The sequence below is a fragment of the Actinokineospora sp. UTMC 2448 genome (genome assembly GCF_024760565.1).
Lineage (GTDB): Bacteria > Actinomycetota > Actinomycetes > Mycobacteriales > Pseudonocardiaceae > Actinokineospora > Actinokineospora fastidiosa.
This window is the reverse complement of record NZ_CP031087.1, coordinates 6,547,590-6,571,627: the sequence shown is the minus strand read 5'-3', so window position 1 is coordinate 6,571,627 and position 24,038 is coordinate 6,547,590. Positions and strand designations below refer to the sequence as shown.

General features: G+C 72.7%; 25 protein-coding genes. 16 read left to right on the top strand and 9 right to left on the bottom strand.

Annotated elements, in window-relative coordinates; all coding sequences use genetic code 11:
• Positions 1 to 28 precede the first annotated feature (28 nt).
• From Actkin_RS30335 to Actkin_RS30320, 4 genes are all read left to right on the top strand, one after another.
• Positions 29 to 799 (top strand): cytochrome c biogenesis CcdA family protein, encoded by a 771-nt coding sequence (locus Actkin_RS30335; RefSeq protein WP_258905124.1) that lies wholly within the window; start codon positions 29 to 31, stop codon positions 797 to 799.
• Positions 800 to 837: 38 nt separating this feature from the next.
• A complete protein-coding gene (locus Actkin_RS30330; RefSeq protein WP_258908051.1) occupies positions 838 to 2,325 on the top strand; it encodes a cytochrome c biogenesis protein ResB in 1,488 nt (495 codons plus the stop codon).
• A gap of 1 nt (position 2,326) precedes the next feature.
• Complete coding sequence (gene ccsB / locus Actkin_RS30325; RefSeq protein WP_189209396.1) at positions 2,327 to 3,283, top strand: c-type cytochrome biogenesis protein CcsB; 957 nt, start codon at positions 2,327 to 2,329, stop codon at positions 3,281 to 3,283.
• Positions 3,284 to 3,359: 76 nt separating this feature from the next.
• Entirely contained in the window at positions 3,360 to 4,805 is a 1,446-nt protein-coding gene (locus Actkin_RS30320) for an AAA family ATPase (RefSeq protein ID WP_258905123.1), read from the top strand.
• A gap of 119 nt (positions 4,806 to 4,924) precedes the next feature.
• Here the strand turns inward: Actkin_RS30320 and Actkin_RS30315 are convergent, their stop codons facing one another.
• Genes Actkin_RS30315 through Actkin_RS30300 form a run of 4 tightly spaced genes read right to left on the bottom strand, consistent with a single transcriptional unit; the run spans position 4,925 to position 7,023 of the window.
• Positions 4,925 to 5,140 (bottom strand): hypothetical protein, encoded by a 216-nt coding sequence (locus Actkin_RS30315; protein ID WP_189209397.1) that lies wholly within the window; start codon positions 5,138 to 5,140, stop codon positions 4,925 to 4,927.
• A gap of 56 nt (positions 5,141 to 5,196) precedes the next feature.
• Positions 5,197 to 6,285 (bottom strand): L-cysteine desulfhydrase Cds1, encoded by a 1,089-nt coding sequence (locus Actkin_RS30310; RefSeq protein ID WP_189209398.1) that lies wholly within the window; start codon positions 6,283 to 6,285, stop codon positions 5,197 to 5,199.
• Positions 6,282 to 6,551, bottom strand: coding sequence for a DUF4229 domain-containing protein (locus tag Actkin_RS30305; RefSeq protein WP_229786651.1), 270 nt, complete (start codon positions 6,549 to 6,551; stop codon positions 6,282 to 6,284). Before Actkin_RS30305 ends, Actkin_RS30310 begins: the two co-directional genes overlap by 4 nt.
• A gap of 10 nt (positions 6,552 to 6,561) precedes the next feature.
• A complete protein-coding gene (locus tag Actkin_RS30300) occupies positions 6,562 to 7,023 on the bottom strand; it encodes an Lrp/AsnC family transcriptional regulator (protein ID WP_189209399.1) in 462 nt (153 codons plus the stop codon).
• A 156-nt stretch (positions 7,024 to 7,179) separates the two neighbouring features.
• Between Actkin_RS30300 and Actkin_RS30295 the strand changes: the two genes are divergently transcribed.
• Positions 7,180 to 7,383, top strand: a complete 204-nt coding sequence (locus Actkin_RS30295; protein ID WP_189209400.1) for a BldC family transcriptional regulator — start codon at positions 7,180 to 7,182, stop codon at positions 7,381 to 7,383.
• Between the two features lie 62 nt (positions 7,384 to 7,445).
• Complete coding sequence (locus Actkin_RS30290; RefSeq protein ID WP_189209401.1) at positions 7,446 to 7,637, top strand: hypothetical protein; 192 nt, start codon at positions 7,446 to 7,448, stop codon at positions 7,635 to 7,637.
• 180 nt (positions 7,638 to 7,817) lie between these two features.
• Here Actkin_RS30290 and Actkin_RS30285 read toward each other — a convergent pair whose 3' ends face one another.
• From Actkin_RS30285 to Actkin_RS30275, 3 genes are all read right to left on the bottom strand, one after another.
• Positions 7,818 to 8,684, bottom strand: coding sequence for a 1,4-dihydroxy-2-naphthoate polyprenyltransferase (locus Actkin_RS30285; RefSeq protein WP_258905122.1), 867 nt, complete (start codon positions 8,682 to 8,684; stop codon positions 7,818 to 7,820).
• Between the two features lie 58 nt (positions 8,685 to 8,742).
• Positions 8,743 to 9,024, bottom strand: coding sequence for a hypothetical protein (locus Actkin_RS30280; protein WP_189209403.1), 282 nt, complete (start codon positions 9,022 to 9,024; stop codon positions 8,743 to 8,745).
• A 90-nt stretch (positions 9,025 to 9,114) separates the two neighbouring features.
• Positions 9,115 to 9,855 carry a GNAT family N-acetyltransferase gene (locus Actkin_RS30275; RefSeq protein WP_258905120.1) on the bottom strand — a complete coding sequence of 247 codons (741 nt, stop codon included), beginning with the start codon at positions 9,853 to 9,855 and terminating at the stop codon, positions 9,115 to 9,117.
• A gap of 94 nt (positions 9,856 to 9,949) precedes the next feature.
• On the opposite strand from Actkin_RS30275, the gene Actkin_RS30270 reads away from it, so the two are divergent.
• The 3 genes from Actkin_RS30270 (at position 9,950) to Actkin_RS30260 (ending at position 15,918) form a co-directional block, all read left to right on the top strand.
• A complete protein-coding gene (locus tag Actkin_RS30270) occupies positions 9,950 to 13,024 on the top strand; it encodes an AfsR/SARP family transcriptional regulator (protein WP_309569091.1) in 3,075 nt (1,024 codons plus the stop codon).
• A 125-nt stretch (positions 13,025 to 13,149) separates the two neighbouring features.
• Entirely contained in the window at positions 13,150 to 14,541 is a 1,392-nt protein-coding gene (locus tag Actkin_RS30265) for an FG-GAP-like repeat-containing protein (RefSeq protein ID WP_258905118.1), read from the top strand.
• A 57-nt stretch (positions 14,542 to 14,598) separates the two neighbouring features.
• Positions 14,599 to 15,918, top strand: coding sequence for an FG-GAP repeat domain-containing protein (locus Actkin_RS30260; RefSeq protein ID WP_258905117.1), 1,320 nt, complete (start codon positions 14,599 to 14,601; stop codon positions 15,916 to 15,918).
• Between the two features lie 49 nt (positions 15,919 to 15,967).
• Here the strand turns inward: Actkin_RS30260 and menE are convergent, their stop codons facing one another.
• A complete protein-coding gene (menE, locus tag Actkin_RS30255) occupies positions 15,968 to 16,936 on the bottom strand; it encodes an o-succinylbenzoate--CoA ligase (RefSeq protein WP_258905116.1) in 969 nt (322 codons plus the stop codon).
• A complete protein-coding gene (locus Actkin_RS30250; protein WP_189209406.1) occupies positions 16,936 to 17,847 on the bottom strand; it encodes a 1,4-dihydroxy-2-naphthoyl-CoA synthase in 912 nt (303 codons plus the stop codon). The genes menE and Actkin_RS30250 overlap by 1 nt, the downstream gene beginning before the upstream one ends.
• Positions 17,848 to 17,881: 34 nt before the next feature.
• On the opposite strand from Actkin_RS30250, the gene menD reads away from it, so the two are divergent.
• The 7 genes from menD (at position 17,882) to paaD (ending at position 24,037) form a co-directional block, all read left to right on the top strand.
• Positions 17,882 to 19,555 carry a 2-succinyl-5-enolpyruvyl-6-hydroxy-3-cyclohexene-1-carboxylic-acid synthase gene (menD, locus tag Actkin_RS30245; protein ID WP_258905115.1) on the top strand — a complete coding sequence of 558 codons (1,674 nt, stop codon included), beginning with the start codon at positions 17,882 to 17,884 and terminating at the stop codon, positions 19,553 to 19,555.
• The gene (locus Actkin_RS30240) at positions 19,555 to 20,103 is read left to right on the top strand and encodes a TetR/AcrR family transcriptional regulator (protein ID WP_258905114.1); all 549 of its coding nucleotides are present in this window, start codon (positions 19,555 to 19,557) and stop codon (positions 20,101 to 20,103) included. Before menD ends, Actkin_RS30240 begins: the two co-directional genes overlap by 1 nt.
• Before the next feature lie 817 nt (positions 20,104 to 20,920).
• A complete protein-coding gene (locus Actkin_RS30235) occupies positions 20,921 to 21,382 on the top strand; it encodes a DUF3592 domain-containing protein (RefSeq protein WP_229786652.1) in 462 nt (153 codons plus the stop codon).
• Positions 21,383 to 21,424: 42 nt separating this feature from the next.
• Positions 21,425 to 22,357: a 1,2-phenylacetyl-CoA epoxidase subunit PaaA gene (paaA, locus tag Actkin_RS30230; RefSeq protein ID WP_258905113.1), complete on the top strand. Its 933-nt coding sequence runs from the start codon at positions 21,425 to 21,427 to the stop codon at positions 22,355 to 22,357.
• Positions 22,354 to 22,677: a 1,2-phenylacetyl-CoA epoxidase subunit PaaB gene (gene paaB, locus Actkin_RS30225; RefSeq protein WP_189209410.1), complete on the top strand. Its 324-nt coding sequence runs from the start codon at positions 22,354 to 22,356 to the stop codon at positions 22,675 to 22,677. The genes paaA and paaB overlap by 4 nt, the downstream gene beginning before the upstream one ends.
• Positions 22,674 to 23,558, top strand: coding sequence for a 1,2-phenylacetyl-CoA epoxidase subunit PaaC (gene paaC / locus Actkin_RS30220; protein ID WP_258905112.1), 885 nt, complete (start codon positions 22,674 to 22,676; stop codon positions 23,556 to 23,558). Before paaB ends, paaC begins: the two co-directional genes overlap by 4 nt.
• Positions 23,552 to 24,037, top strand: a complete 486-nt coding sequence (paaD, locus tag Actkin_RS30215) for a 1,2-phenylacetyl-CoA epoxidase subunit PaaD (protein WP_189210115.1) — start codon at positions 23,552 to 23,554, stop codon at positions 24,035 to 24,037. Before paaC ends, paaD begins: the two co-directional genes overlap by 7 nt.
• The last annotated feature ends 1 nt before the right edge of the window (position 24,038 follow it).

Genomic DNA, 24,038 nt, shown 5'->3' with positions numbered 1-24,038 from the left:
CGAATGGCGGCTTGCCTACCCTGACCGGGTGGATCCGACGCAGATCGCCGTCTCCGGCCCGCTGGTGCTGGCCGGGCTGGTCGCGCTGCTGGCCGGGACGATCTCCTTCGCGTCCCCGTGCGTCGTCCCGCTCGTCCCCGGCTACCTCGCCTACCTCGCCGCGCTCGTCGGCGCGGACGCGCCCGCGGTCAGCGCGGACGAGGAGCGCAAGCGCGGGCGGTACCGGGTGCTCGGCGCGGTGGGGCTGTTCATCCTCGGGTTCACCGTCGTCTTCGCCGCGACCGTCGGCAGCCTGGTCTGGCTCGCCGACGCCCTGCTGATCAACCAGGACGTCCTGCAACGCGTGGGCGGCGTCGTCACGATCGCGATGGGCCTGGTGTTCATCGGCCTGGTCCCCGCGCTGCAGAAGGACGTCCGCATCCACCGCACGCCGCGCATGGGCCTGGCGGGTGCGCCGGTGCTGGGCGCGGTGTTCGGCCTCGGCTGGACGCCGTGCATCGGGCCGACGCTGTCCGGGGTCCTCTCGCTGGCCAGCGCCACCGGCGGGTCGGCGGCGCGCGGCTACCTGCTCGTCGTCGTCTACTGCCTCGGCCTCGGCCTGCCGTTCCTGCTGATCGCCGTCGGCGCGCGCTGGGCCGTCCGCGCCACCGGCTGGCTGCGCAGGCACGGCCGCACCATCCAGCTCGTCGGCGGCGCCCTGCTGATCGTCGTCGGGCTCGCGCTGGTCACCGGGCTGTGGGGCGAGCTGGTGTCCTGGCTGCGCAACACCGTGGTCACCGACGTTCGGCTGCCGCTGTGACCGCGTTCCTCCGCAACACCTGGCGCGGGCTGACCTCCATGCGGACCGCGCTCGTCCTGCTGTTCCTGCTCGCCCTCGCCGCGCTGCCCGGCGCCCTGCTGCCGCAGCGGTCGCTGAACCTGCGCGCGACGCAGCAGTTCATCGAGGCCAACGGCTGGTGGGGCCAGTTCCTCGACCGCGTCCAGGCCTTCGACGTCTACGCCAGCGTCTGGTTCTCCTCGATCTACCTGCTGCTGTCGGTCTCGATCATCGGCTGCCTGATCCCGCGCACCGCCGAGTACTACCGCGCGCTGCGCGCGAAGCCCGTGATCACCCCGCGCAACCTCGCGCGCCTGCCCCACCACGACACGGCCGAGACCGACCGCACCCCCGACGAGGTCGTCAAGGCCGCGACCGGGCTGCTGCGCGGCTGGCGCGTCACCGAGCGCACCGAGGACGGGGGCGCGCGCACCGTCAGCGCGGAGAAGGGCTATCTGCGCGAGACCGGCAACCTGGTCTTCCACTTCGCCATGCTCGGCCTGATCGTCGCGCTGGCGGTCGGCAAGATGATCAACTACGAGGGCCAGGTCATCGTGCTGGCCAACGGCTCGCAGTTCTGCAACGCGGGCACCCTCGGCTACGACTCGTTCCGCCCCGGGCTGCGCGTCGACGGCACGAACCTCACCCCGTTCTGCGTGCGGGTCAACAGCTTCCAGGCCGACTACCTGCCCTCCGGCCAGGCCGACCAGTTCACCGCCGACATCGACTACCAGTCCGGCCACGACCTGGAGACCGGCACGTGGCGGCCGTACGACCTGCGGGTCAACGAGCCGCTGCGCACCGAGGGCGACCGCGTCTACCTGCTCGGCCACGGCTACGCGCCGATCTTCACCGTGACCTTCCCCAACGGCGAGGTCCGCACCCAGACCATCCAGTGGCGTCCGGTCGACGAGCTGACCCTGCTCTCCGAGGGCGCGACCAAGTTCGACCCGCCCGGCGTCACCGACCCCGAGCAGCGCAGGCAGCGGCAGTTGGCGGTCACCGGGCTGTTCGCGCCGACCCAGATCGTCCACGGCGGCGTGCTCAGCTCCTCCTTCCCCGACCTCACCGACCCCGGCGTCGCCGTCGACGTCATGCGCGGCGACCTCGGCATCGACTCCGGCCGCGGCCAGTCGATCTTCGAGATCGACCAGTCGCTGGTGGACAGCGGCAGGCTGACCAGGGTGGCCAGGGAGAACCTCGACCTCGGCGAGGAGATCACGCTCGACGACGGCACGCGAGTCAAGTTCGACGGCGTCGAGCGCTGGGTGTCGCTGCAGGTCTCGCACGACCCGGCCCAGGTCTGGGTGCTCGGGTTCGCGGTGCTGATGCTGCTGGGCCTCGGGGTGTCGCTGACGATCAAGCGGCGCAGGCTGTGGGTGCGCGCGAGCCCCGGCCCCGATGGCCGTACCGTGGTGTCGGTCGGCGGGCTCGCCCGCACCGACCAGGCGGGATACGGCGAGGAGTTCGGCAGGATCGCGTCCACGCTGCGCTCCGGAAGGGATTGACATGCCGATCGACCAGAACCTGGCCGAGTACAGCGACTGGGCCTACGCCGCCGCCGCGCTGATCTACTTCCTCGCGCTCATCGGGTACGCCGTGGAGGGCGCGTTCGGCCGCGCCCGCAAGCACGCCGAGGCCCGCGAGCTGGTCGCCGCGGGGTCGGCCGCGCCGCCGCCCGAGGTCAGGATCGGCGTGATCGAGGACGAGCCGCGCCGGTCGCGGCCCGAGCGCTTCGGGCGGATGGCCGTCGCGCTGACCGTCCTCGGCGCGCTGCTGCACCTGGCGTCGCTGGTGCTGCGCGGGTTCGCCACCGGCCGCGCGCCCTGGGGCAACATGTACGAGTACGGCGCGGCCACCATGCTGGTCGCCGTCGTCGGCTGGCTCGTGCTCATGCGCAGGTTCCGCGAGAACAACGTCCGCAGGCTCGGCGCGTTCGTGATGACGCCGGTCGTCATCCTGATGTTCCTCGGCTTCACCGTGCTCTACGCCGAGGCCGCGCCCGTGCAGCCCGCGCTGAAGTCCTACTGGCTGGTGATCCACGTCATCGCGGCGGCGTCGTCCAGCGGGCTGCTGCTCATCCCCGGCGTGGTCAGCCTGCTGTACCTGGCCCGGGTCAAGCACGACCGCTCGCCCAACCGCTTCGGCGCCCGGCTCGCCCCGGCCGACACCCTCGACCGGCTGGCCTACCAGACCACGATCTTCGCCTTCCCGATCTACACCTTCGGCATCATCGCGGGCGCGATCTGGGCGGAGTCGGCGTGGGGCAGGCCGTGGGGCTGGGACCCGAAGGAGACCGTGGCGTTCGTCGCCTGGGTCGTCTACGCGGGCTACCTGCACTCGCGGGCCACCGCGGGCTGGCGCGGCACCCGCGCGGCGGTGGTGAACACGGTCGGTTTCGTGGTGATCCTGTTCAACACGTTCTTCATCAACTTCGTGGTCAGCGGCATGCACTCCTACGCCTGACCCAGTGCAGGGGCCGCGACGGCCAGCGACTACCGTCGCAACCGAGGGTTCGACGCGAGGGAGAAGGGGCGCAGGGGTGACTGGACGCCCGGAGGAATCGGACATGCCGTGGCGGCCGCAGGTGGGCGGTGAGCCCGGCGACTTCGGCCCCAACCCCGACCTGGCCGACTCGCACCTGGACGAGGAGGCGGGCACCGACTCCACGCCGCACCCGGGGACGTCCGGCCCGCACGCCGTGGCGGGCCAGTCGGGTCCGCACACCGTCGGCCCCGGCCAGTCCGGCCCGCACTCGCTGGCGTCCCAGTCCGGCCCGCACCCCATGGCGCCCGGCCACTCCGGCCCGCACCCCATGGGCCCCGGTCAGTCCGGTCCTCACCACGTGGGGCCCGGTCAGTCCGGTCCGCATCACGTCGCCCCCGGGCAGTCGGGGCCGCACCACGTGAACCCGGCGACGTCCGGGGCGTACCCGGTCGGGCCGGGCCACTCCGGCCCGCACCCCGGGTACTACGTGGAGTCCACGCCGTCGGGCGGGCAGTACCAGCAGAACTACCCCGGTTACGGCTACCAGCAGGCCCCGCAGCCCGTGCAGCACCAGGGCGAGCTGTCGACGTCGCGGCTGGTCAAGCAGGTCAAGCGGGCCCCGCAGTCGGGTTGGCGGCGGGCGGTCTACGTGGCCAGCGGCCACCTGATCAACCCCGGCGAGAGCCCGGCCGACGTGCGCCGCCGCGAGCTGATCGGCCGGGTCAACCAGCCGCTGCGCGGCTGCTACAAGATCGCGATGCTCAGCCTCAAGGGCGGCGTCGGCAAGACCACGACCACCACCACGCTGGGCTCGACGTTCGCGTCGCTGCGCGGCGACCGGGTGATCGCCGTCGACGCCAACCCCGACCGGGGCACGCTGAGCCAGAAGATCCCGCTGGAGACCACCGCCACCGTCCGGCACCTGCTGCGCGACGCCGACCGCATCCGCCGCTACAGCGACATCCGCGCCTACACCTCGCAGGGCCCGTCGCGGCTGGAGGTGCTGGCCAGCGAGCAGGACCCGGCGGTGTCGGAGGCGTTCAGCGAGGACGACTACCGCCGCACGGTCGCGCTGCTGGAGCACTTCTACAACATCGTCCTGACCGACTGCGGCACCGGGCTGATGCACTCGGCCATGAAGGGCGTCCTCGACCTGGCCGACTCGCTGGTGATCGTCTCGTCGGGCTCGGTCGACGGCGCCCGCAGCGCCTCGGCCACCCTCGACTGGCTCGACGCCCACGGCTACCGCGACCTCGTCGCCCGCTCCGTCGCCGTGATCAACTCCGTGCGCCCCGGCTCGGGCAAGGTCGACCTCGACAAGCTGGCCGCCCACTTCGCCGCCCGCTGCCGCGCCGTCTGCCGCATCCCGTTCGACCCGCACCTGGAGGAAGGCGCCGAGATCGAACTCGACCGCCTCCTCCCGGAGACCCGCCTCGGCCTCCTCGAACTGGCCGCCACCGTCGCCGACGACTTCCCCAGCGAACTGCGCCGGACCCACTGACGAGGCCGTCACAGCCCCACTGATCTCGGAGAACGGGCCGCATCCTCATCACGGGGGTGCGGCCCGCCGCTATCCGGGGACCCCTTTCGCCCAGGACGGAAAGCCCACAAACCGACGGGTCACCCGTCCCACCGGGGGAAGCCGGACTCCACCGCCCTGCGGACGTCGGGGTCGCGGGCGGTGCGGCCGTCGGTGATGTCGCGCCAGGTCAGGTCCCCGCGGTCGATGCGGCACTGCAGCGCCCGCAGCGCCGGTGACGCCTCGGCGCTGCGGGCTCGGGACGCGATCAGGTCGAAGTCGGCGTCGGTGAGTCTCGGATCCGGTGTCAGGCCCATGCCACTGCCCCCAGTGTCGTTTCCCGACAAGACGAACCGGGCCGGGGAACAGTTCCCTAGCCGGAGAACCTGCCGGTGGCGAGGAACTTGCGCACGGTCTCGCCGTACGGCTCCAGGTCCAGACCCTGCGCGGCGATCCACGCGTCGTCGTAGTACGTGTGGCTGTAGCGCTCGCCGCCGTCGCACAGCAGGGTCACGACGCTGCCCGAGCGACCGGCGGCCAGCATCTCGGCGACGATCGCGAAGGCGCCCCACAGGTTGGTGCCGGTCGAGCCGCCCACCCGGCGGCCCAGCACCTCCGACACCTCGCGGATCACCGCGATGGACGCCGCGTCCGGCACCTTGATCATCCGGTCGATCACCGAGCCGACGAACGAGGGCTCCACCCTCGGCCGCCCGATGCCCTCGATGCGCGAGCCCTGGCAGCCGGTCAGCTCCGTGCCGTCGCGCCAGGCGTCGAAGAACACCGAGTTCTCCGGGTCCACCACGGCCAGGCGGGTCTCCAGGGCGCGGTAGCGGATGTAGCGCCCGATCGTCGCGCTGGTGCCGCCGGTGCCCGCGCCGACCACGATCCACTCCGGGCACGGGTGCGGCTCCCGCGCCATCTGCCCGAACACCGACTCGGCGATGTTGTTGTTGCCCCGCCAGTCGGTCGCGCGCTCGGCGTGGGTGAACTGGTCGATGAAGTGCCCGCCGAGCTCGGCGGCGAGCCGGTGGGACTCGGTGTAGATCAGGCCGGGCTCGTCGACGAAGTGGCAGCGACCGCCCTGGTGCTCGATCAGCGCCACCTTCTCCGGGCTGGTCGTGCGCGGCATGACGGCGATGAACGGCAGCCCCAGCATCCTGGCGAAGTACGCCTCCGAGACCGCCGTCGAGCCCGACGACGCCTCGATGACCGGCGTGCCCTCGTGGATCCAGCCGTTGCACAGCGCGTACAGGAACAGCGAGCGGGCCAGCCGGTGCTTCAGCGAGCCGGTCGGGTGGGTGGACTCGTCCTTGAGGTAGAGCTGGATGTTCCAGCTCGCGGGCAGCGGGAACGGCAGCAGGTGGGTGTCGGCGCTGCGGTTGGCGTCCGCCTCGATGATCCGGATCGCCTCGCAGACCCAGGCGCGCGTGGGCGCGCTGCAGCGGTCGATGGCCGTCACTGATCGGGGTCCTCTCCACGCAGCTGCGCGCGTAGCCGGTCACGCTCGGACTGCCGCTTCTCGCCGCGCTTGGCCAGGCCCTCGGTGACCCGGGCGTTCAGCCCGCGGAAGAGGAGCAGCCCCAGCGGGAACCCCACCACGACGGCCACCGCGAGGCTCACGAGCAGCGGAACGTCGAACAGCAGCAGCACGGTTGTCACCGCGGCGACGAGGGCGATCCGGGCGAACGTGTAGAGGGCGATATCGCGGCCGAGCGTGGAATCCACGCTTCGCAGGCTACTCCGCGCCCGATGATTCGGGGCTGTTCGGCCGCCCCTCGAACCGTGTGGAGAGCACCACGGTCGAGCGGGTCCTGGCCACGCCCTGGATGCGGCGCAGCCGGTTGAGCGCCTGCTCGAGGTCGTCCACCGTCGCCACCCTGACCTTGACCACGAACGCCTCGTCCCCGGCGACCCGGTAGCACGACTCGATCTCCGGCAGCTCGGCGAGCGCGTCGGCGACGTCCTCGTCGTCGGCGGTGTCCGTGGGGTGGATGCCGACCAGGGCCGTCACGCCCAGGCCGACCGCGCGGGGGTCCACGACGGCGTGGTAGCCGGTGATCACCCCGGACGACTCCAGCTTGCCGACCCGCTCGTGCACGGCGGAGGCCGACAGCCCCACCTGCCTGCCCAGATCGGCGTACGTGATCCTGCCGTTGGTTCGCAACGCTGCGATGATGCGGCGATCAACACTGTCCACGGATGTGCAGCGTACGGCCCCCGCGAGAGGGTGTCCGAACCAACCTTTTTGTCCCTTACTACCTCTTTACTATCAGCCAACCGTTCGAGTACCCGGCGGGCGAGATGCCACGATGCTCCTGTTTGCTCCACTCGGCGACTAAGGAGGGAAGAAGCCGTGACCGCGCATGTCGGCGAACGACTGCTCACCCCGGGGGAAGTGGCCGCGCTGTTCCGCGTCGACCCCAAGACTGTCACCCGCTGGGCCACAGCGGGCCGCATCGGTTCCATCCGCACGCCCGGCGGGCACCGCCGGTTCCGCGAGTCCGAGGTGAAGACCCTGCTCGCGGAGTTGACCACCGAGGCGAACGGTCCGGCGTGACCGCCCCGTCCGGCGGGCAAAAGGGCTAACCTCGAACACCTCAATGCTTGGAGGTGGCTTCGATGGTGTACCTGCTCGCCGCGGTCGGCGCCCTCACGATCGCCGTGCTGATGTGGCGGGCGTTCGGACCACAGACCGCGGATCTCGCCCAGCGCAGGCGGACTCCGCTCGCGCCCGACGACGACCCGGACTTCCTGCGCAAACTCGACGAGAACCGCCGTCGCGACCGGGATGAGGACACTCCGCCCGCGTAGCCCGGCACGCTTGCTCAGCACAACCGGCCCGGTCGGGTTCACCGTCGAACACCACGGCGCTGGACCCGGCCGGGCCGGGCCTTCTTCCGCGCGGCTGTGACTTTGACCGCCCTTTACGCTCCCGCCGTCGCGGGCGGCGGAAAGCGGCACCGGCAGTTCGCCTGCCGGGAATTCCCCCGATCAGCCCAGCGCCAGGCCCGCACCGGTGAGGACGGCCCAGGCCAGCATCGCCAGCCCGGTCTGCTTGAGCACCGGCACGAGCGCCATCCCGGTCGCCTTCTCGGTCACCGCGCGGACGGCCGGGATCAGCACGGCCGCCGACAGCAGGCCGATCAGCGCCAGCTTGGCCGACACCGCGATCAGCAGCGTCATGGCGAACGGCAGGGTCACCAGCGCGGCGTAGAGCAGGCGCGTGTTGGCCTCGCCCAGGCGGACGGCGAGGGTGGTCTTGCCCGTGACCGCGTCCGTCGGCACGTCGCGCAGGTTGTTGGCGACCAGGACGGCGGCGGAGAACGAGCCCATGGCCGCGGCGCAGGCGGCGCCGGTCCAGGTGACCGTGTCCGCCTGCACGTACTGCGTGCCCAGCACCGCGACCAGGCCGAAGAAGAGGAACACCGCGGCCTCGCCCCAGCCGGAGTAGCCGTACGGCCGCGAGCCGCCGGTGTAGAACCAGGCGGCCGCGATGCAGAGGGCGCCGACCAGCAGCAGCCACCAGTGCCCGCTCACCGCGACCAGCGCCAGCCCGGCCACGGCGGCCAGCCCGAAGCAGGCGAACGCGGCCGCCCGCACCGCGGCCGGGGCGACCGCGCCGGACCCCACGAGCCGCAGCGGCCCGACCCGGTCGGCGTCGGTGCCGCGGATGCCGTCGGAGTAGTCGTTGGCGTAGTTCACCCCGACCTGCAGCGCCAGCGCGACGAGCAGCGCGAGCAGGGTGCGGGGCCAGGAGAAGGCGGGCGCCGCGGCCGCGGCCCCCACGATGACCGGGGCCACCGAGTTCGGCAGGGTCCGCACGCGCGCCCCGGTGACCCATTGGGTGAACGTCGCCATGGCCCCAGTCTCGCCGCAGCCGGGTGGCGGCCGGGCGCTGGCCCCCGTGAGATTCGGCTCAGCTGGGCATGCGGGGCGCGGGGATGCGCACGAGGAGGCAGGCGCGGGCCTGCTCCCAGCGCTGCCGCCAGTCCGCGACCCGGCCGCCGCAGCCGCGCACGAACGCGGCCACCGTCGGCCAGGTGGGCAGCTGCTCCCCGGCGACCGCGGCCGCGAGCGCGTCCACCGACGCGCCGGTCGTCCGCGAGATCGATGGGAAGTCGGGGGTGCCGCACCGGCGGCGCAGTGCCCGCAGCTCGGCCGCGAACGCCTGCACCGGACCCGCCTTGACCGGTCGCACTGGAACCTCCGTCTCGACGCCCTCCCACCCGGACTGTCGCCTGCCGTGACCGTCTCGTCACACCGACCCGGGGAAATTACGCCGAACGGGTTAAGCCGTCCGGTGCTCCACCCAGACGTTCGGCTCGATGTAGACGGCGAGGTCCTGGTCGAGGTCGCAGAGCACCGGGGCCAGCGCGTGCGGCACGGCCACCGGCCCGGCCTCGGCGAACGGCAGCCCCGTCCACTCCCGCCACTGGGCGAGCGTCCCGCTGATCGTCATCGACCGCGGCGCGACCCGGATGATCCGCCCGCCCGCGCGCACGTGGACGCGCAGCCACGGGTCGACCGGCAGCCCGTCCTCGCGCACCTGGAAGGCGTAGTCGGACATCGGGAGGAACGGGTCGGCCTTCCCGTTGGGCCGCACCGGCGCGAGCAGCGTGTCGTACCCGAGCCGACCGGCGTTGGCCCGCATGGCCTCGAGCATGACCGAGGAGAGCCCGGTCCCGCGCAGATCGGGCTGGACGCAGATCTCCAGCGCCGAGATCCGGTCGCCCTCGCGCCCGGCGAGCCGGTCCAGCGCGGCCCGCCGGATGACCTCGTCCCAGCCCGCGTCGGGCAACTCGTCCCGCTCCCAGGTGAACGGCGCCGCGTACGCCCGGGCCACCGCCCGCCCCGGGTTGTCCCGGTCGTAGGCGACGAGCGCGTACTCGGCGAACACGGTGTCGATCACGTCGTAGTACAGGTCCGCCACCGGGTCCTGCTGCATCATCGCAGGCCACGCGCCGGGGAAGTCGTGCGCCAGGTTCACCAGGTCGGGTCGGTCGGCAAGGGTCGTCACCACGAGGTCCACGATCGCCGGACGCTACCCGGCCGCCCGCCGGGGTGGAACCGAATTACCGAAGCCGCTGCTCCATTCGGTCGTCGCGGGAATCACCGTCTTGGCGGTGGCGGCGGCCACTAGGCTGATTCGGGATTATCCGGGAGCGCTGGGGGGCCGAGTGGATTTCCGAATCCTGGGTCAGGTCGAGGTATTCCACAACGGGAAAACGGGATCCGTCGGCGGTCCGAAGCCGAAGACGCTGCTGGCCCTGCTGGCCGTCAACGCCGGTAGCACCGTTCCCTTCGACGGGGTGGTCGACGCGATTTGGGGTGAGGATCCTCCGCAGCAGGCCAGGGCGGCAGTGCACACATATGTGTCGACACTGCGGCGCGGTATTTCGGCATTGTGCGGTGACGACGTGGTTCTGCGCGCGGGCGGCGGATATGTCCTCGCCGTCGAGCCGGACCAGGTGGACCTGCGGCGTTTCGATCTGGGATGCGCGGCCGCCAGGGCGGCGCTGGCCGACGACCGGTGGGACGAGGCGACAAGGGGGTTCGCTGACGCGCTGGGCCTCTGGCGAGGCGGCGCGCTGGGGGGCGCCCAGGGCTGGTGGGCGGAGAACGAGCGCGCCCGGCTGGGGGAACTGCGGCTCGCCGCGGTCGAGGACCAGGCCGACGCCTGGCTGGGCGCGGGCCGGGGCGGCGGGCTGGTCCCCGAGCTCACGGCCGCGGTGGCCGAGCACCCGTTCCGCGAGCGGCTGCGCGGTCAGCTGGTGCTCGCGCTGCACCAGGCGGGCAGACAGGCCGACGCGCTCGCCGAGTACCAGCAGAGCTGCTCGCTGCTGCGGGAGGAGCTCGGGCTTGAGCCCGGCCCCGCGCTGCGGGCCGCGGTCGCCCAGGTCCTGCAAGCGGAGCCGGAACCGGCGCAGACGCAGACGCAGGCGGGTCGGCCCGACGACGGCCCGCCGGTGTTCCGGCCGCGACAGCTGCCCTACCAGGTCGCCGACTTCACCGGGCGCGCGGCGGAGACGGCGATGCTGTCCGCTCGTCTGACCGGCTCCGACGCGACCAGGCGGCTCTGCGCGATCTTCGGCAAGCCGGGGGCGGGCAAGAGCTCGCTGGCCGTCCACGTCGCCCACCGCGTGCGGGACGAGTTCCCGGACGGGCAGCTCTACGCCGCGCTGCGCGGCGTGCAGGCCGTGCCTGCCGACCCAGGCGAGGTGCTCGCCACCTTCCTGCGCGCCTTCGGCGTCGACGTCGCCGCCATCCCCGCCGACCTGGACGAGCGGGCCCAGCTCTACCGCACCATCGTCGCCGACCGGCGTCTGCTGGTGGTGCTCGACGACGCCGCCGATGAGCGGCAGATCCGGCCCCTGCTGCCCGGGGGCGGGTCCTGCGGTGTGCTGGTGACCAGCCGTGAGCGGCTCGGCGCGCTGGACGGGGCCGTCCACCTCGGCCTGCGGCTGCTCGACGACGCCGAGGCGATAGAGCTGCTGGAGCGCGTCGTCGGGGCCGAGCGCGTGCGCGTCGAACAGGAACCGGCCAGGGAGATCGTGCGACTGTGCGGGAACCTCCCGCTCGCCCTGCGCATCGCGGGGGCCCGGCTCGCCGCGCGCCCGCACTGGCCGCTCAACCGGCTGGTCGAGCGGCTGCGGATCCAGCGCGGCATCCTGGCCGAGCTGACCGTGGGCGACCTCGAGGTCCGCGGCAGCGTCGCGCTCAGCTACAACGGCCTCGACGGCCGGGAACGGGCAGCGCTGCGCGGTCTCGGTCTGGTGGACGTGGCGGGCTTCGGCGCGTGGCTGCTGGCGCCGTTGATCGATTGCCCCGTCGGCGAGGCCGAGGAACTGGTGGAGCGCCTCGCCGACGCCCAGCTGCTCGACGTGTCGAACGGCGCAGGGCCCGCGCGGTTCAAGATCCACGACCTGATCCGCGCCTTCGCCAGGGAGCGCGGCGAGGTCGAGGAGTCGCGGGAGGCGACAAGCGCCGCGCTGACCCGGGTCGCGGAGTCCCTCCTCGCGGTCGTGGAGGCCGCGGGCGGCTCCCCGGTTGACGACCCGTACCTCGACGACGACTTCGTCGCCCAACTGCTCGCGGACTACGACGGGTGGTTCGAGAGGGAACAGGCAGGCCTGGTCCGGGTGGTCGAGCGGGTCAGTGAGATGGAGCTGACGGGCATAGCCACCCGCCTGGCCTCGGCGCTGTGCGCGTCGCGGTTCTCGGTGCGCAACCTGTTCAGCCAGTGGTGGCGCACCCACTCGGCGGCGTTGGCGGCCGCCCGCCGGGCGGGCGACCGCGCGGGTGAGGCGCGGCTCCTCGCAGGCCTGGGCTGGCTGCGGTACGAGCAGGACCGCTTCGACGAGTCGGTCACCTACTACGAACAGGCCATCGCCTCCTACGCCGCCATCGACGACCGGGGCAGCGAGGCCCGCACCCGGCTGGCGCTGAGCACCGTGCTGCGCGAGCAGGGGGAGCTGGCCCGTGCGCGCGACCTGCTCGACTTGGTGGACGGCGACCTGCTTGAACCCGGCGACATCGCCCGCGCCGCCCACGAACTGGGCCGGGTGCTCACCGAGCAGGGCGATCTCGGCGCCGCCCAGCTCGCCTGCGAGCGCGCCCTCGCGGGCTACCGCGAGCTCGGCGACCGCACGGGCGAGGCCGTCGTGCTGCGCTCGATCGGGATGGTGCACCGGGCCGCAGGCAGGTTGAACAGCGCTGCCCGGGTGTCCACCAGGGCACTGGAGCTGCTCCGGATGACGGGCGAGCGCCTCCTGGTCGCCTATGCCCGCCAGGCGATCGCCAAGATCCGGATCCGGCAGGGGCTCGGCGACGCCGTCCGCGAGGACCTCCTTGCCTGCCTGGCCACCTGCAACGAGATGCAGGACGGGTTCGGCCAGGCGCTGATGCTGCGGACGCTGGGCGAGCTGGAGCTGGCAGCGGGCCGCCTGGCGGAGGCGCACCACTTCCTGAACCACGCGCTGCAGTGGTGGGAGGCACTGTCGCTGCCGGTCTGGCGGGCGCGGACCCTGCGCGACCTCGCCCAGGTCCTCGCGGGCATGGGCCAGGCGGCCGAGGCCGACGCGGCCTGGGCGGAGGCGTCGGCGGCCTTCGCCGGGCACGGCACGCGGGAGGCGGTGGAACCGAGGTCCCGGCCCGCGCTGGTCGCGGTGCCGCTGGCCGACGGTCCGGCCGAACCCTGAAAACCCGCTGAAGGAGCCGGGAAACGGCTTTCAGATCTTCTTGAGCCTGCCTCGCCACTCTTGGCGTGGCGATAGGGGAACCGCCCCTTGGGGATTCAGGAGGATCGACAGTGTCCATCAGGAAAATGACCGCGGGAGCGGTCGCCGCCTTCGCGCTCACCGGCGCGCTCACCACTCCCGCGGCCGCACAGGAGATGACGCCCAACGGCGAGTTCGGCGCCCTGGTCTACTGCGCGAGCGGTTTCTCCGAGAACCGCTCCATGTCCAGGAGCCAGGCCCTGGCGCGGTCGCTCAGCTGGATCAGGGACCAGGTCCCGTACAGCATGAACCACTGCCACGCCAACGACTTCGGCAACTACCGCGCGGACTGCTCCGGCTTCGTCTCGATGGTGTGGGGGCTGAGGGAGTCGGAGTGGACCGGGTCGCTCCACGAGGTCACGCACCCCATCGCCCGGGCTGACCTGCGGCCGGGCGACGCCCTGCTGCGGCTGGCGGGCGGCGGCCACGAGTACGGGCACGTGGCGATCTTCATCGGCTGGGCCGACTCGGCGAGAACGAAGCCACGGGTGCGAGAGCAGGCGGGCCCGAACGGCTCGCCCACGACCGAACGGGTGTGGACCGCGGCTACCGCGAGCACCTACACCCCGGTGCGCTACGACAAGATCGTCGAGAGCAGCGATCCCGTCCGGGACAGTGTGGACGGTTCGGACATCAGCGGTGACGGCGCTGCGGACCTGCTGGGCGTGAAGGCGGACGGTTCGCTCTGGTACTACTACAACAACGGCACCGCCGACGGTGACCCGTTCGAGGGGACGGGTTCGCAGATCGGCAGCGGCTTCGGGGTCTTCGACTGGGTCGACGGCGCGGACATCAGCGGTGACGGCAGCGCCGACATGCTCGCCCGCAAGCCCGACGGCACGCTCTGGTACTACCCGAACAACAGCTACCACAACCCGGGCAACGTCCCGTTCACGGGCAGTGGGATCCAGGTGGGCCACGGCTTCCAGAACTTCAACCGGCTCGACGCAGCGGACATCGACGGCGACAACCGGGCGGATCTCCTGGGCCGCAAGGCCGACGGCACGCTGTGGTACTACCGCAACGGCGGGACCACGAACAACGATCCGTTCTCCGGCAGCGGCACGCAGATCGGCAGCGGGTTCGGGGTGTTCGACTGGTTCGACGGCGCGGACATCTCCGGCGACGGCCACGCCGACCTGATCGCCCGCAAGCCCGACGGGACCCTGCTGTACTACGCGAACAACAGCGGGTCGAACCCGGGCGGTGTGCCCTTCGCGGGCACCGGGACGCAGATCGGCAGCGGATTCCAGGCCTTCGACATCATCAACGCCGCCGACCTCAGCGGCGACGGCAGCGCGGACCTGTTCGCCCGCAAGCCCGACGGCACCCTCTGGTACTACCCGAACAACCGCTACCACAACCCCGGAAACCTGCCCTTCGTCGGCAGCGGCCTGCAGATCGGCCACGGGTTCCAGACGTTCACCAAGATCAGCTGAGTTGCGGCGCGAAACGACATGGGGGAAATGATGCGCACGAGGATATCCGCCGGATTCGTGATCGCCGGATTGCTCGCCGGGGCCGCCCTGTCCACCGGGACCGCGGCCGCGAGACCGGGTGACGCGCCGACCGCGGACGACATGACGATCATGTGCACGGTCCCGGCCAACCACGATCCCGCGGTCATCGCGGCCGTGTACCGGGTCGGGGACCGGCTCGACGTTTCCGGCAAGGTCATGCTCGCCGGGTTCGAGGCGGGGTGGGTCGAGTCCCACATGAACAATCTGAACTGCGGCGACCGCGACTCGCTCGGCGTGTTCCAGCAGCGCCCGTCCATGGGGTGGGGCACGGTCGAACAGATCATGAACGTGGAGTACGCGGCGAACTCGTTCTTCACCAGGGCGATCGCCAGCGAGCGGGACCACCCCGGTTTCGCGGCCTGGGAGATCGCCCAGGACGTGCAGCGGTCGTGCTGCCCGCTTCGGTACCGCGACGCGGAGGCCAAGGCGGTGGCGCTGATCGCGGAGGCCAAGCCCGCCGCCCGGCACACCGTGGACGGTTCGGACATCAGCGGCGACGGCCACGCGGACATGCTGGGCGTGAAGCCGGACGGGACGTTGTTGTACTACGGCAACAACATCAACGCCAACCCGGGCGACCCGTTCAGCGGAAGCGGTGCGCAGGTGGGCTCCGGGTTCGGGGTGTTCGACTGGGTCGACGGCGCGGACCTGAGCGGTGACGGCTCGGCCGACCTGCTCGCCAGGAAGCCGGACGGAACGCTGTGGTACTACCCGAACAACCGGTACTCCAACCCGGGGAACGTCCCCTTCGCGGGCAGCGGGACCCAGGTCGGCCACGGGTTCCAGAACTTCGACCGGCTCGACGCCGCGGACATCGACGGCGACGGCGACGCGGATCTGCTCGGTCGCCGGTCGGACGGAACGCTGTGGTTCTACCGGAACTACGGCACCGGCGGCGGTGATCCGTTCGACGGCGGCGGCGCCCAGATCGGCAGCGGGTTCGGGGTGTTCGACTGGTTCGACGGCGCGGACATCTCCGGCGACGGCCACGCCGACCTGATCGCCCGCAAGCCCGACGGCACGCTGTGGTACTACGCGAACAACAGCGGCTCGAACCCGGGCGGTGTGCCGTTCGCGGGCACCGGGACGCAGATCGGCAGCGGGTTCGGGGTGTTCGACATCATGAACGCCGCGGACATCAGCGGGGACGGCAGCGCGGACCTGTTCGCGAGGAAGCCGGACGGCACCCTCTTCTACTACGCGAACAACCGCTACCACAACCCCGGAAACCTGCCCTTCGTCGGCAGCGGGCTGCAGATCGGCCAGGGCTTCCAGGTGTTCAGCAAGCTCATGTGACAACAGGACGGCCGAGGGGTGGCGCCGCACGCGGCGCCACCCCTCGGCGTCATTCCGCGAACATCAGCGCCACCGCGGCCCGGTCCACCTTGCCGGAGTCCTTCTCCGGCAAGGCGTCCACGACCGCGACCCGGCGCGGCACGGCCGCGGCGCCCAGCGCCGTGCGGACGGCGGACAGGGCGGTCTCGGTGAGGTCGCCGACCACGGCCGCGGCCACCCGCTGGCCCCACTCCGGGTCCGGGACGCCCACCACGCACACCTCGCGGACGCCCGGCTGGGCCAGCAGCACCGCCTCGACCGAGGCGGGGGCGACCTTCTCGCCGCCGGTGTTGATCACGTCGTCGGCGCGGCCCAGGACGCGGAGGCGGCCGCCGACGAACTCGCCGAGGTCGGAGGTGGTGAACCAGCCGTCGAACGGGGGCGAGTCCGCGTAGCCGATGGCGACGGTCGGGCCGCCGATGCGGATCACGCCGTCGACCAGCTCGACGGAGACCCCGTCCAGCGGCACGCCGTCGTAGACGCAGCCGCCCGCGGTCTCCGTCATGCCGTAGGTCGTCACCACGCGCACGCCCGCCTCGCGCGCGGCGTCCAGGACCGGCGACGCCAGCGCGGCGCCGCCGACCAGGACCGCGTCGAACGAGCGCAGCGCCGCCAGCGCCGACCCGCCCCAGGACAGGACCCGGGTGAGCTGGGTCGGCACCAGCGAGGTGTACCGGGGGCCGTCGGCGGGCACCGCCGAGGCCGCCGCCACGAAGGACGGGCCGCGGAACGGGCCGGTCAGCACGCTCGGGACCGTGCCCGCCACCAGCGAGCGCACCTGCACCTGCAGGCCCGCGATGTGGTCGGTCGGCAGCGCCAGCAGCCAGGCCCCCGGCCCGCCCAGCCGGGCGTGCGTGGCGTGCGCGGAGGCGAGCAGGCAGGACGCCGACAGCAGGACCGTCTTCGGCGTCCCCGTCGACCCCGAGGTCCGCACGGTCCACACCCCGGACGACTCCAGGACGGCGCGCAGCCGCTCCATCAGTAGAAGTACGGGTACGGCGACCAGTCCGGGTCGCGCTTCTCCAGGAACGCGTCGCGGCCCTCCACCGCCTCGTCGGTCATGTACGCCAGCCGGGTCGTCTCGCCCGCGAACAGCTGCTGGCCGACCAGGCCGTCGTCGATCAGGTTGAAGGCGTACTTGAGCATCCGGCGGGCCGTGGGCGACTTGCCGTTGATCTCCCGCGCCCAGGCCAGCGCCTCGGCCTCCAGTTCCGCGTGCGGCACGGCGCGGTTGACCGCGCCCATGCGGACCATCTCGTCGGCGGTGTAGGCGCGGCCGAGGAAGAACACCTCGCGGGCGAACTTCTGGCCCATCTGCCTGGCCAGGTACGCCGAGCCGTAGCCTGCGTCGAAGCTGCCCACGTCGGCGTCGGTCTGCTTGAAGCGGGCGTGCTCGGCCGAGGCCAGGGTCAGGTCGCAGGTCACGTGCAGGCTGTGCCCGCCGCCCGCGGCCCAGCCGGGGACCACGGCGATGACGACCTTGGGCATGAACCGGATCAGCCGCTGGCACTCCAGGATGTGCAGCCTGCCCGCGCGCGCCGGGTCGACGGTGTCCGCGGTCTCGCCGGAGGCGTACTGGTAGCCCGTGCGGCCGCGGATGCGCTGGTCGCCGCCGGAGCAGAAGGCCCAGCCGCCGTCGCGCGGGGACGGGCCGTTGCCGGTGAGCAGCACCACGCCGACGTCGGCGCTCATCCGCGCGTGGTCAAGCGCCCGGTACAGCTCGTCGACGGTGTGCGGGCGGAAGGCGTTGCGCACCTCGGGGCGGTCGAACGCGATCCGCACGGCGCCGGTGTCCACGGCACGGTGATAGGTGATGTCGGTGAAGTCGAAGCCCTCGATCTCGCGCCACTGCGCCGGGTCGAACAGCTCCGAAACCTGGGGGTCAGCCACATCCAGAGCATGCCAGGCGTGGCAGTCTGGGCCGGTGAACCCGTCCACCGCGATGGCGACCGTGGTCGTCGACGAACTCGTCCGCAACGACGTGCGCCACGTGGTGCTCTGCCCGGGATCGCGCAACGCGCCCCTGTCGTTCGCCCTGTTCGAGGCCCGTGACCGGCTGCGCCTGCACGTCCGCGTCGACGAGCGCGCCGCGGGGTTCCTCGCCCTCGGCCTGGCCCGCGCGACCGGCCGCCCGGCCGCGGTCGTGTGCACCTCCGGCACGGCGGTGGCCAACCTGCACCCCGCGGTCCTCGAGGCCCACCACTCCGGCGTCGGGCTGCTGCTCATCACCGCCGACCGGCCGCCGGAGCTGCACGGCACCGGCGCCAACCAGACCATCGACCAGCGCGGGATCTTCGGCAGCGCGGCCGTGGCCGTGGACTTCCCCGTCGCCGAGCACCGCGCCGGGCTCAACCCGGTCTGGCGCGGCCTGGTGTGCCGCGGCGTCGCCCGCGCGGAGACCGGCAGGCCGGTCCAGCTGGACATCCCGTTCCGCGAGCCGCTGGTCCCGACCTTCGGCGACGAGTGGCCGGACTCACTCCAGGGCAGGCCGGGCGGCGCGCGCTGGACGACGTGGTCGGCGCAGCGGACGCCGCCGGGCAACCGGGTCGACTTCGCGCTGCCCGCCCGCGCGCTCATGGTCGTCGGCAGCGGCGACCCGGTGCGGGCCAGGGCGGCGGCCGCGGTGGCCGCCAAGGCGGGCTGGCCGGTGATCGCCGAGCCGGTCGGCGCGGCGGCGGCCGTGTCCGGCGGCGCCCGGGTGCTGCGCGGCGGCCCGCTGCTGCTCTCCGGCGAGCTGCCCGACGGCCTGCGCCCCGACGCCGTGGTCGTGGTCGGCCGCCCGACGCTCTCCCGGGGCGTGCGCGGCCTGATGGACCGCGCGCCGGTCATCGGCATCGGCGACCATCCGCAGTGGACCGACCCGCAGTACGTCGCCACGCACGTGCGCAGCTGGCTGGACGACGACGACCTCGCCCACGCCGAGCGGCCCGACCCGGCGTGGCTGGCGGGCTGGCTGGAGGCCGAGACGGCAGCGGCGACCGCGGTGGACAAGCTGCTCGGCGAGCAGCCGTGGCCCACCGGCCTGCACGTCGCCCGCGCCCTGGTCGACGCGCTGCCCTCGGGCGCGGCGCTGTTCCTCGGCTCGTCCAACCCGGTCCGCGACGTCGACCTCGTCGCCGACCACCGCGCCGACGTGGCGATCTACGCCAACCGCGGCGTCGCGGGCATCGACGGCAACCTCTCCACGGCGGCGGGCGTGGCGCTCGGCGCAGGCGTGCCCGGCTACGCGCTGGTCGGCGACCTGACGTTCCTGCACGACACGAACGGCCTGCTCATCGGCCCCGGCGAGGACCGGCCCGACCTGACCGTCGTCGTGCTCAACGACGACGGCGGCGGCATCTTCTCCCTGCTCGAACAGGGCGCCGCCGAGCACAAGGCCGCCTTCGAGCGGGTGTTCGGCACCCCGCACGGCGTCGACCTGGCCGCGCTGTGCGCCGCCCACGGCGTCCCGCACACCCTCGCCGCGTCGCACGCCGAGTTCGCCGCGGCCCTGCGCCCCGCCCCGGGGCTGCGCGTGGTCGAGATCCGCGCGGACCGCGACCGGCTCCGCGACCTGCACGCCCGACTGCGCGCCGCGGTCGCCGGGGCCCTGCGCTGATGTCCGCGCGCGGCGCGGCCACCCGCGAGCGCCTGCTGGCCGCGGCGCTGGCGCTGATCCCCGAGGTCGGCTGGAGCGCGGTCACCACCCGCGCTGTCGCCGAACGGGCGGGCGTGCGCTCCGGCCTGGTGCACTACCACTTCCCGACGGTGCCCGACCTGCTCACCGCCGCCGCCCTGGCCTTCTGCCGCTCCTTCGGCGACACCTGGCTCACCCTCCTCGACGACGCCACCGACCCCGACGACGGCATCGCCCGGCTGATCGCCCAACTCGACGCCCACCCGCCCGATGACCCCGCCAACCGTCTGATGGCCGAGATCTACCTCGCCGCCCCCCGCCACCCCGACCTGCGCACGGGCCTGTCCGACCTGGTCGCCACCCTGCGCGCCCGCCTGACCGACTGGCTCCGCGCCCACGGCTCCCCCGACCCGCACGCCCGCGCCGCCCTCGTCCTGGTGGCCGTCGAGGGCATCGCCCTCCACCGCGCGATCGGCGCGGCCGCCGAGACGGATCTCTACATCCGCGCCCTCACCAGCACAAACACCTGACGGCGCTCCGCAGTCCGCTCGGGTGGTCCGCCAACCCGCCGGAACCACGACGAGCGACGGCGGCCTCCGGCCCCCCGACCTGCCCGCCCTCGCGATGGTGGCTGTCGAGGACGTCACCCTTCCCCGGGCGAACGCCATGGCGGCCTCTCCACCCGCGTGGACCGCTGAGGCCCTCTGCTGTCCGGTCAGGCGGCGCGGGATGCGCCGCCGCCCTGCCGGTTCCGCGACGACTTCCGGCTCGCCGACCGGCCCGCGTCCCCGGTGGTGGCTGTTGAGGTCATCACTCTCCCTCGGGTGATCGGCACGGCTTCTGTATCCGCGTGGACAGTTGACTTCCTGTCCGGTCCGGTGGTGTGGGGTGTTGCGTTGGCTTGCCGGGACCAGGGCGAGCGAGGGCGGTTTCCGGCTCCTCGACCGGCCTGGCCTGGTGATGGTGGCTGTTGAGGGCGTCGCCCTTCCTCGGGTGATCGGCGCGGCGGCCGCTCTATTCGTGTGGCCGCTGACGTCCGGCGCTACCTGGTCGGGTGGTGTGAGGTGTTGCGCTGGCCTGGCGGGACCAGGGCGAGCGAGGGCGTTTTCTGGCTCCTTGACCGGACCGCCCTCGTGATGGTGGCTGTTGAGGGCGTCCCCTTCCTCGGGCGATCGGCACGGTGGCCGCTCCATCCGTGTGGACCGCTGACACGCGCTCCGCTGTCCGGTCCGGCCGGGAGTGGTGGTCCGTCAAGGCCAGGGCGAGCGGCGGCGGTCTCCGGCTTCCCTCCCGCCTGCCCGGAAACCGTGCTGCTGAGCGGGGCAGGTGGCGCACTAGGGTGGGTCTGTGCCTGAGCTCGACAGCAAGGCGCGGGTTCGCCGCGCGGTGGCCCGGGTGGTGGTCGGGGTCGGGGGCTTGCTGAGCGTGTTCGGGTTGCTGCTGATCGTGGCGGCGTTCGTCGAGGACGCGGCGATCGAGAACCATGTGGGCCGGGCGGAGGCCGAGGTCGTCAGCGTCGCCTTCCACCGCACGCTGGTGCGGTTCACCACGCCCGACGGGGCCGAGCAGGTGCCGTCCGTGGGAGTGCTGTACCCCGAACACCTCGAAGAGGGGCAGGTCGTCCGGGTCGAGTACGACGCGCGGAATCCGGACCTGGTGCGGGTGGCCGGGCGCGGCGCCGCGCTCACGATCCTGCCGGTGACCAGCCTGCTCGCCGCCGTCTGGGCCGTGGCGGGCGTCGTGCTGTGGTGGTTGCGCAAGCAGGGGCCGCTGCACCTGCGGCCGCCACACCGCACGAAGCGAGTGTGACAGCTATCCGCGAAAACGGGTCCGACGTGTAACATCGGACGCGTGGAGCTGGAGCACGAGTTCGAGCGCGTCGTCGCCGCCGACCACCGGGTCGAGCCGCGCGACTGGATGCCCGACGGGTACCGCAGGACGCTGATCCGGCAGATCGCCCAGCACGCGCATTCCGAGATCATCGGGATGCAGCCGGAGGGCAACTGGATCAGCCGCGCCCCCTCGCTGCGGCGCAAGGCGGTCTTGCTGGCCAAGGTGCAGGACGAGGCGGGCCACGGGCTCTACCTCTACGCCGCCGCCGAGACCCTGGGCGCCGACCGCGAGGACCTGACGGCCAAGCTCGTCGAGGGCCGCCAGAAGTACTCGTCGATCTTCAACTACCCCACGCTGACCTTCGCCGACGTCGGCGTGATCGGCTGGCTGGTCGACGGCGCGGCGATCGTCAACCAGGTGCCGCTGTGCCGGACCTCCTACGGGCCGTACGCGCGGGCGATGATCCGCGTCTGCAAGGAGGAGTCCTTCCACCAGCGCCAGGGCTACGAGCTGCTGCTCACCATGATGCGCGGCACCCAGGCGCAGCGGGACATGGTGCAGCGCTCGGTCGACCGCTGGTGGTGGCCGTCGCTGATGATGTTCGGCCCGCCGGACACCGAGTCGACCAACACCGAGCAGTCGATGAAGTGGCGGATCAAGCGCCACACCAACGACGAGCTGCGCCAGAAGTTCGTCGACATGACCGTGCCGCAGGCCGAGAAGCTGGGCGTCACCCTGCCCGACCCCGATCTCAGGTGGAACGCCGAGCGCGGCCACCACGACTTCGGCGAGATCGACTGGGCCGAGTTCTGGCAGGTCGTCGGTGGCGACGGGCCGTGCAACGCGCAGCGGATCGCCCACCGGCGCAAGGCGCACGAGGACGGCGCGTGGGTGCGCGAGGCCGCGGCGGCCTACGCGGCGAAGAAGAGCGGCGAGGAGCAGGTGGCGTGACCGAGCGAGCGAGCGAACCGGCGGCCGGGCGCGGTCCCCGGTCGTCCTGGCCCCTCTACGAGGTCTTCGTGCGCGGCAAGCGCGGCCTCAACCACGTCCACGTCGGCTCGCTGCACGCCCCCGACGACGAGATGGCGCTGCGCAACGCCCGCGACCTCTACACCCGCCGCAACGAGGGCGTGAGCATCTGGGTCGTGCCCGCGGCCGCGATCACCGCGTCGAGCCCGGACGAGAAGGACCCGTTCTTCGCGCCCAGCGGCGACAAGGTGTACCGCCACCCGACCTTCTACGCGATCCCGGAAGACGTGCCGCACCTGTGAACGCCTACGAGGGACTCGTCGACACGGGCGAGGAGCGCCACTGGGCCTTCGGCACCGGTTTCACCGCCGCGCTGTCCGGGGTGGACCGCGCGCTGCCCGCCGAGGTTGACACCGAAGACCTGACCGCGTACTGCCTGATGCTCGGCGACGACGCGCTGATCCTGTCCCAGCGCCTCGCCGAGTGGTGCTCGCGCGCGCCGGAGCTGGAGGAGGACGTCGCGCTGGCCAACATCGCGCTCGACCTGCTCGGCCAGGCACGGCTGCTGCTCACCCGCGCGGCCGAGGCCGACGGCGTTGCCTGCGACGAGGACGCGCTGGCCTTCACCCGCGACGAGCACGAGTTCCGCAACGTGCGGCTGGTGGAGATCGACTGCGGGCCCGGCCCTGGCGGCGACTTCGCCGCCACGATCGCCCGGCTGCTGGTGTTCTCGACCTACCGGCTGGCGCTGCTGCAGCGGCTGACCGGCTCCCGCGACCCGGTGCTCGCCGCGGTCGCGGCCAAGGGCGTCAAGGAGGTCGCCTACCACCGCGACCACGCCGCCCAGTGGACGCTGCGGCTGGCGGGCGGCACCGACTTCTCCCGCGAGCGCATGGTCGCGGGCCTGGAGCAGGTGTGGCCGTTCGTCGACGAGCTGTTCGCCCCGCACCCGGTGGAGGCGCGGCTGCCCGGCATCGCCGTTGACTCGGCGGCGCTGCGCGCGGAGGTCGACGAGGTGCTGGACACCGTGTTCGCCGCGGCCTCGCTGGCCCGGCCTGCGGTGTCGCCGCTGGCGACGGTGGCCGGGCGCGGCGGCCGGGACGGCGTGCACACCGAGGCCATGGGCTACCTGCTCGCCGAGATGCAGCACGTGCACCGGTCGATGCCGGGGGCGACCTGGTGAGCGCGCGAGAGGTCGCCGCAGCGGTGCTCGATCCCGAGCTGCCGGTGCTGACCCTGGCCGACCTCGGGGTGCTCCGCGACGTCCACGAGGACGGCGACCACGTGGTCGTCACCATCACGCCGACCTACTCCGGCTGCCCCGCCCTGGACGAGATGCGCGCGGACCTGACCCGGTCGCTGACCGCGGCGGGCTACACCTCCGTCGAGGTGCGGACGGTGCTGGCTCCCGCGTGGACCACCGACTGGATCAGCGACGACGGCCTGCGCAAGCTGGCCGAGCACGGCATCGCGCCGCCGTCGCGGATCGGGCGGCGCGGGCCGGTGCCGCTGAACCTGGAGCCGCCCGCGGCGCGCGTGGCGTGTCCCCGGTGCGGGTCCCTCCGCACGCGCGAGCTGTCGCGGTTCGGCTCGACGGCGTGCAAGGCGCTGCGGGCCTGCGGGGACTGCAAGGAGCCGTTCGAGCACGTCAAGGAGATCTGAA

Bases quoted from the DNA above. Each gene is read 5' to 3' on its own strand.
- ccsB (WP_189209396.1), top strand. From the start codon at position 2,327: ATGCCGATCGACCAGAACCTGGCCGAGTACAGCGACTGGGCCTACGCC.
- Actkin_RS30290 (WP_189209401.1), top strand. From the start codon at position 7,446: ATGGTGTACCTGCTCGCCGCGGTCGGCGCCCTCACGATCGCCGTGCTG.
- Actkin_RS30330 (WP_258908051.1), top strand. From the start codon at position 838: ATGCGGACCGCGCTCGTCCTGCTGTTCCTGCTCGCCCTCGCCGCGCTG.
- menE (WP_258905116.1), bottom strand. From the start codon at position 16,936: ATGGAGCGGCTGCGCGCCGTCCTGGAGTCGTCCGGGGTGTGGACCGTG.
- Actkin_RS30285 (WP_258905122.1), bottom strand. From the start codon at position 8,684: ATGGCGACGTTCACCCAATGGGTCACCGGGGCGCGCGTGCGGACCCTG.
- Actkin_RS30265 (WP_258905118.1), top strand. From the start codon at position 13,150: ATGACCGCGGGAGCGGTCGCCGCCTTCGCGCTCACCGGCGCGCTCACC.
- Actkin_RS30315 (WP_189209397.1), bottom strand. From the start codon at position 5,140: ATGGGCCTGACACCGGATCCGAGACTCACCGACGCCGACTTCGACCTG.
- Actkin_RS30240 (WP_258905114.1), top strand. From the start codon at position 19,555: ATGTCCGCGCGCGGCGCGGCCACCCGCGAGCGCCTGCTGGCCGCGGCG.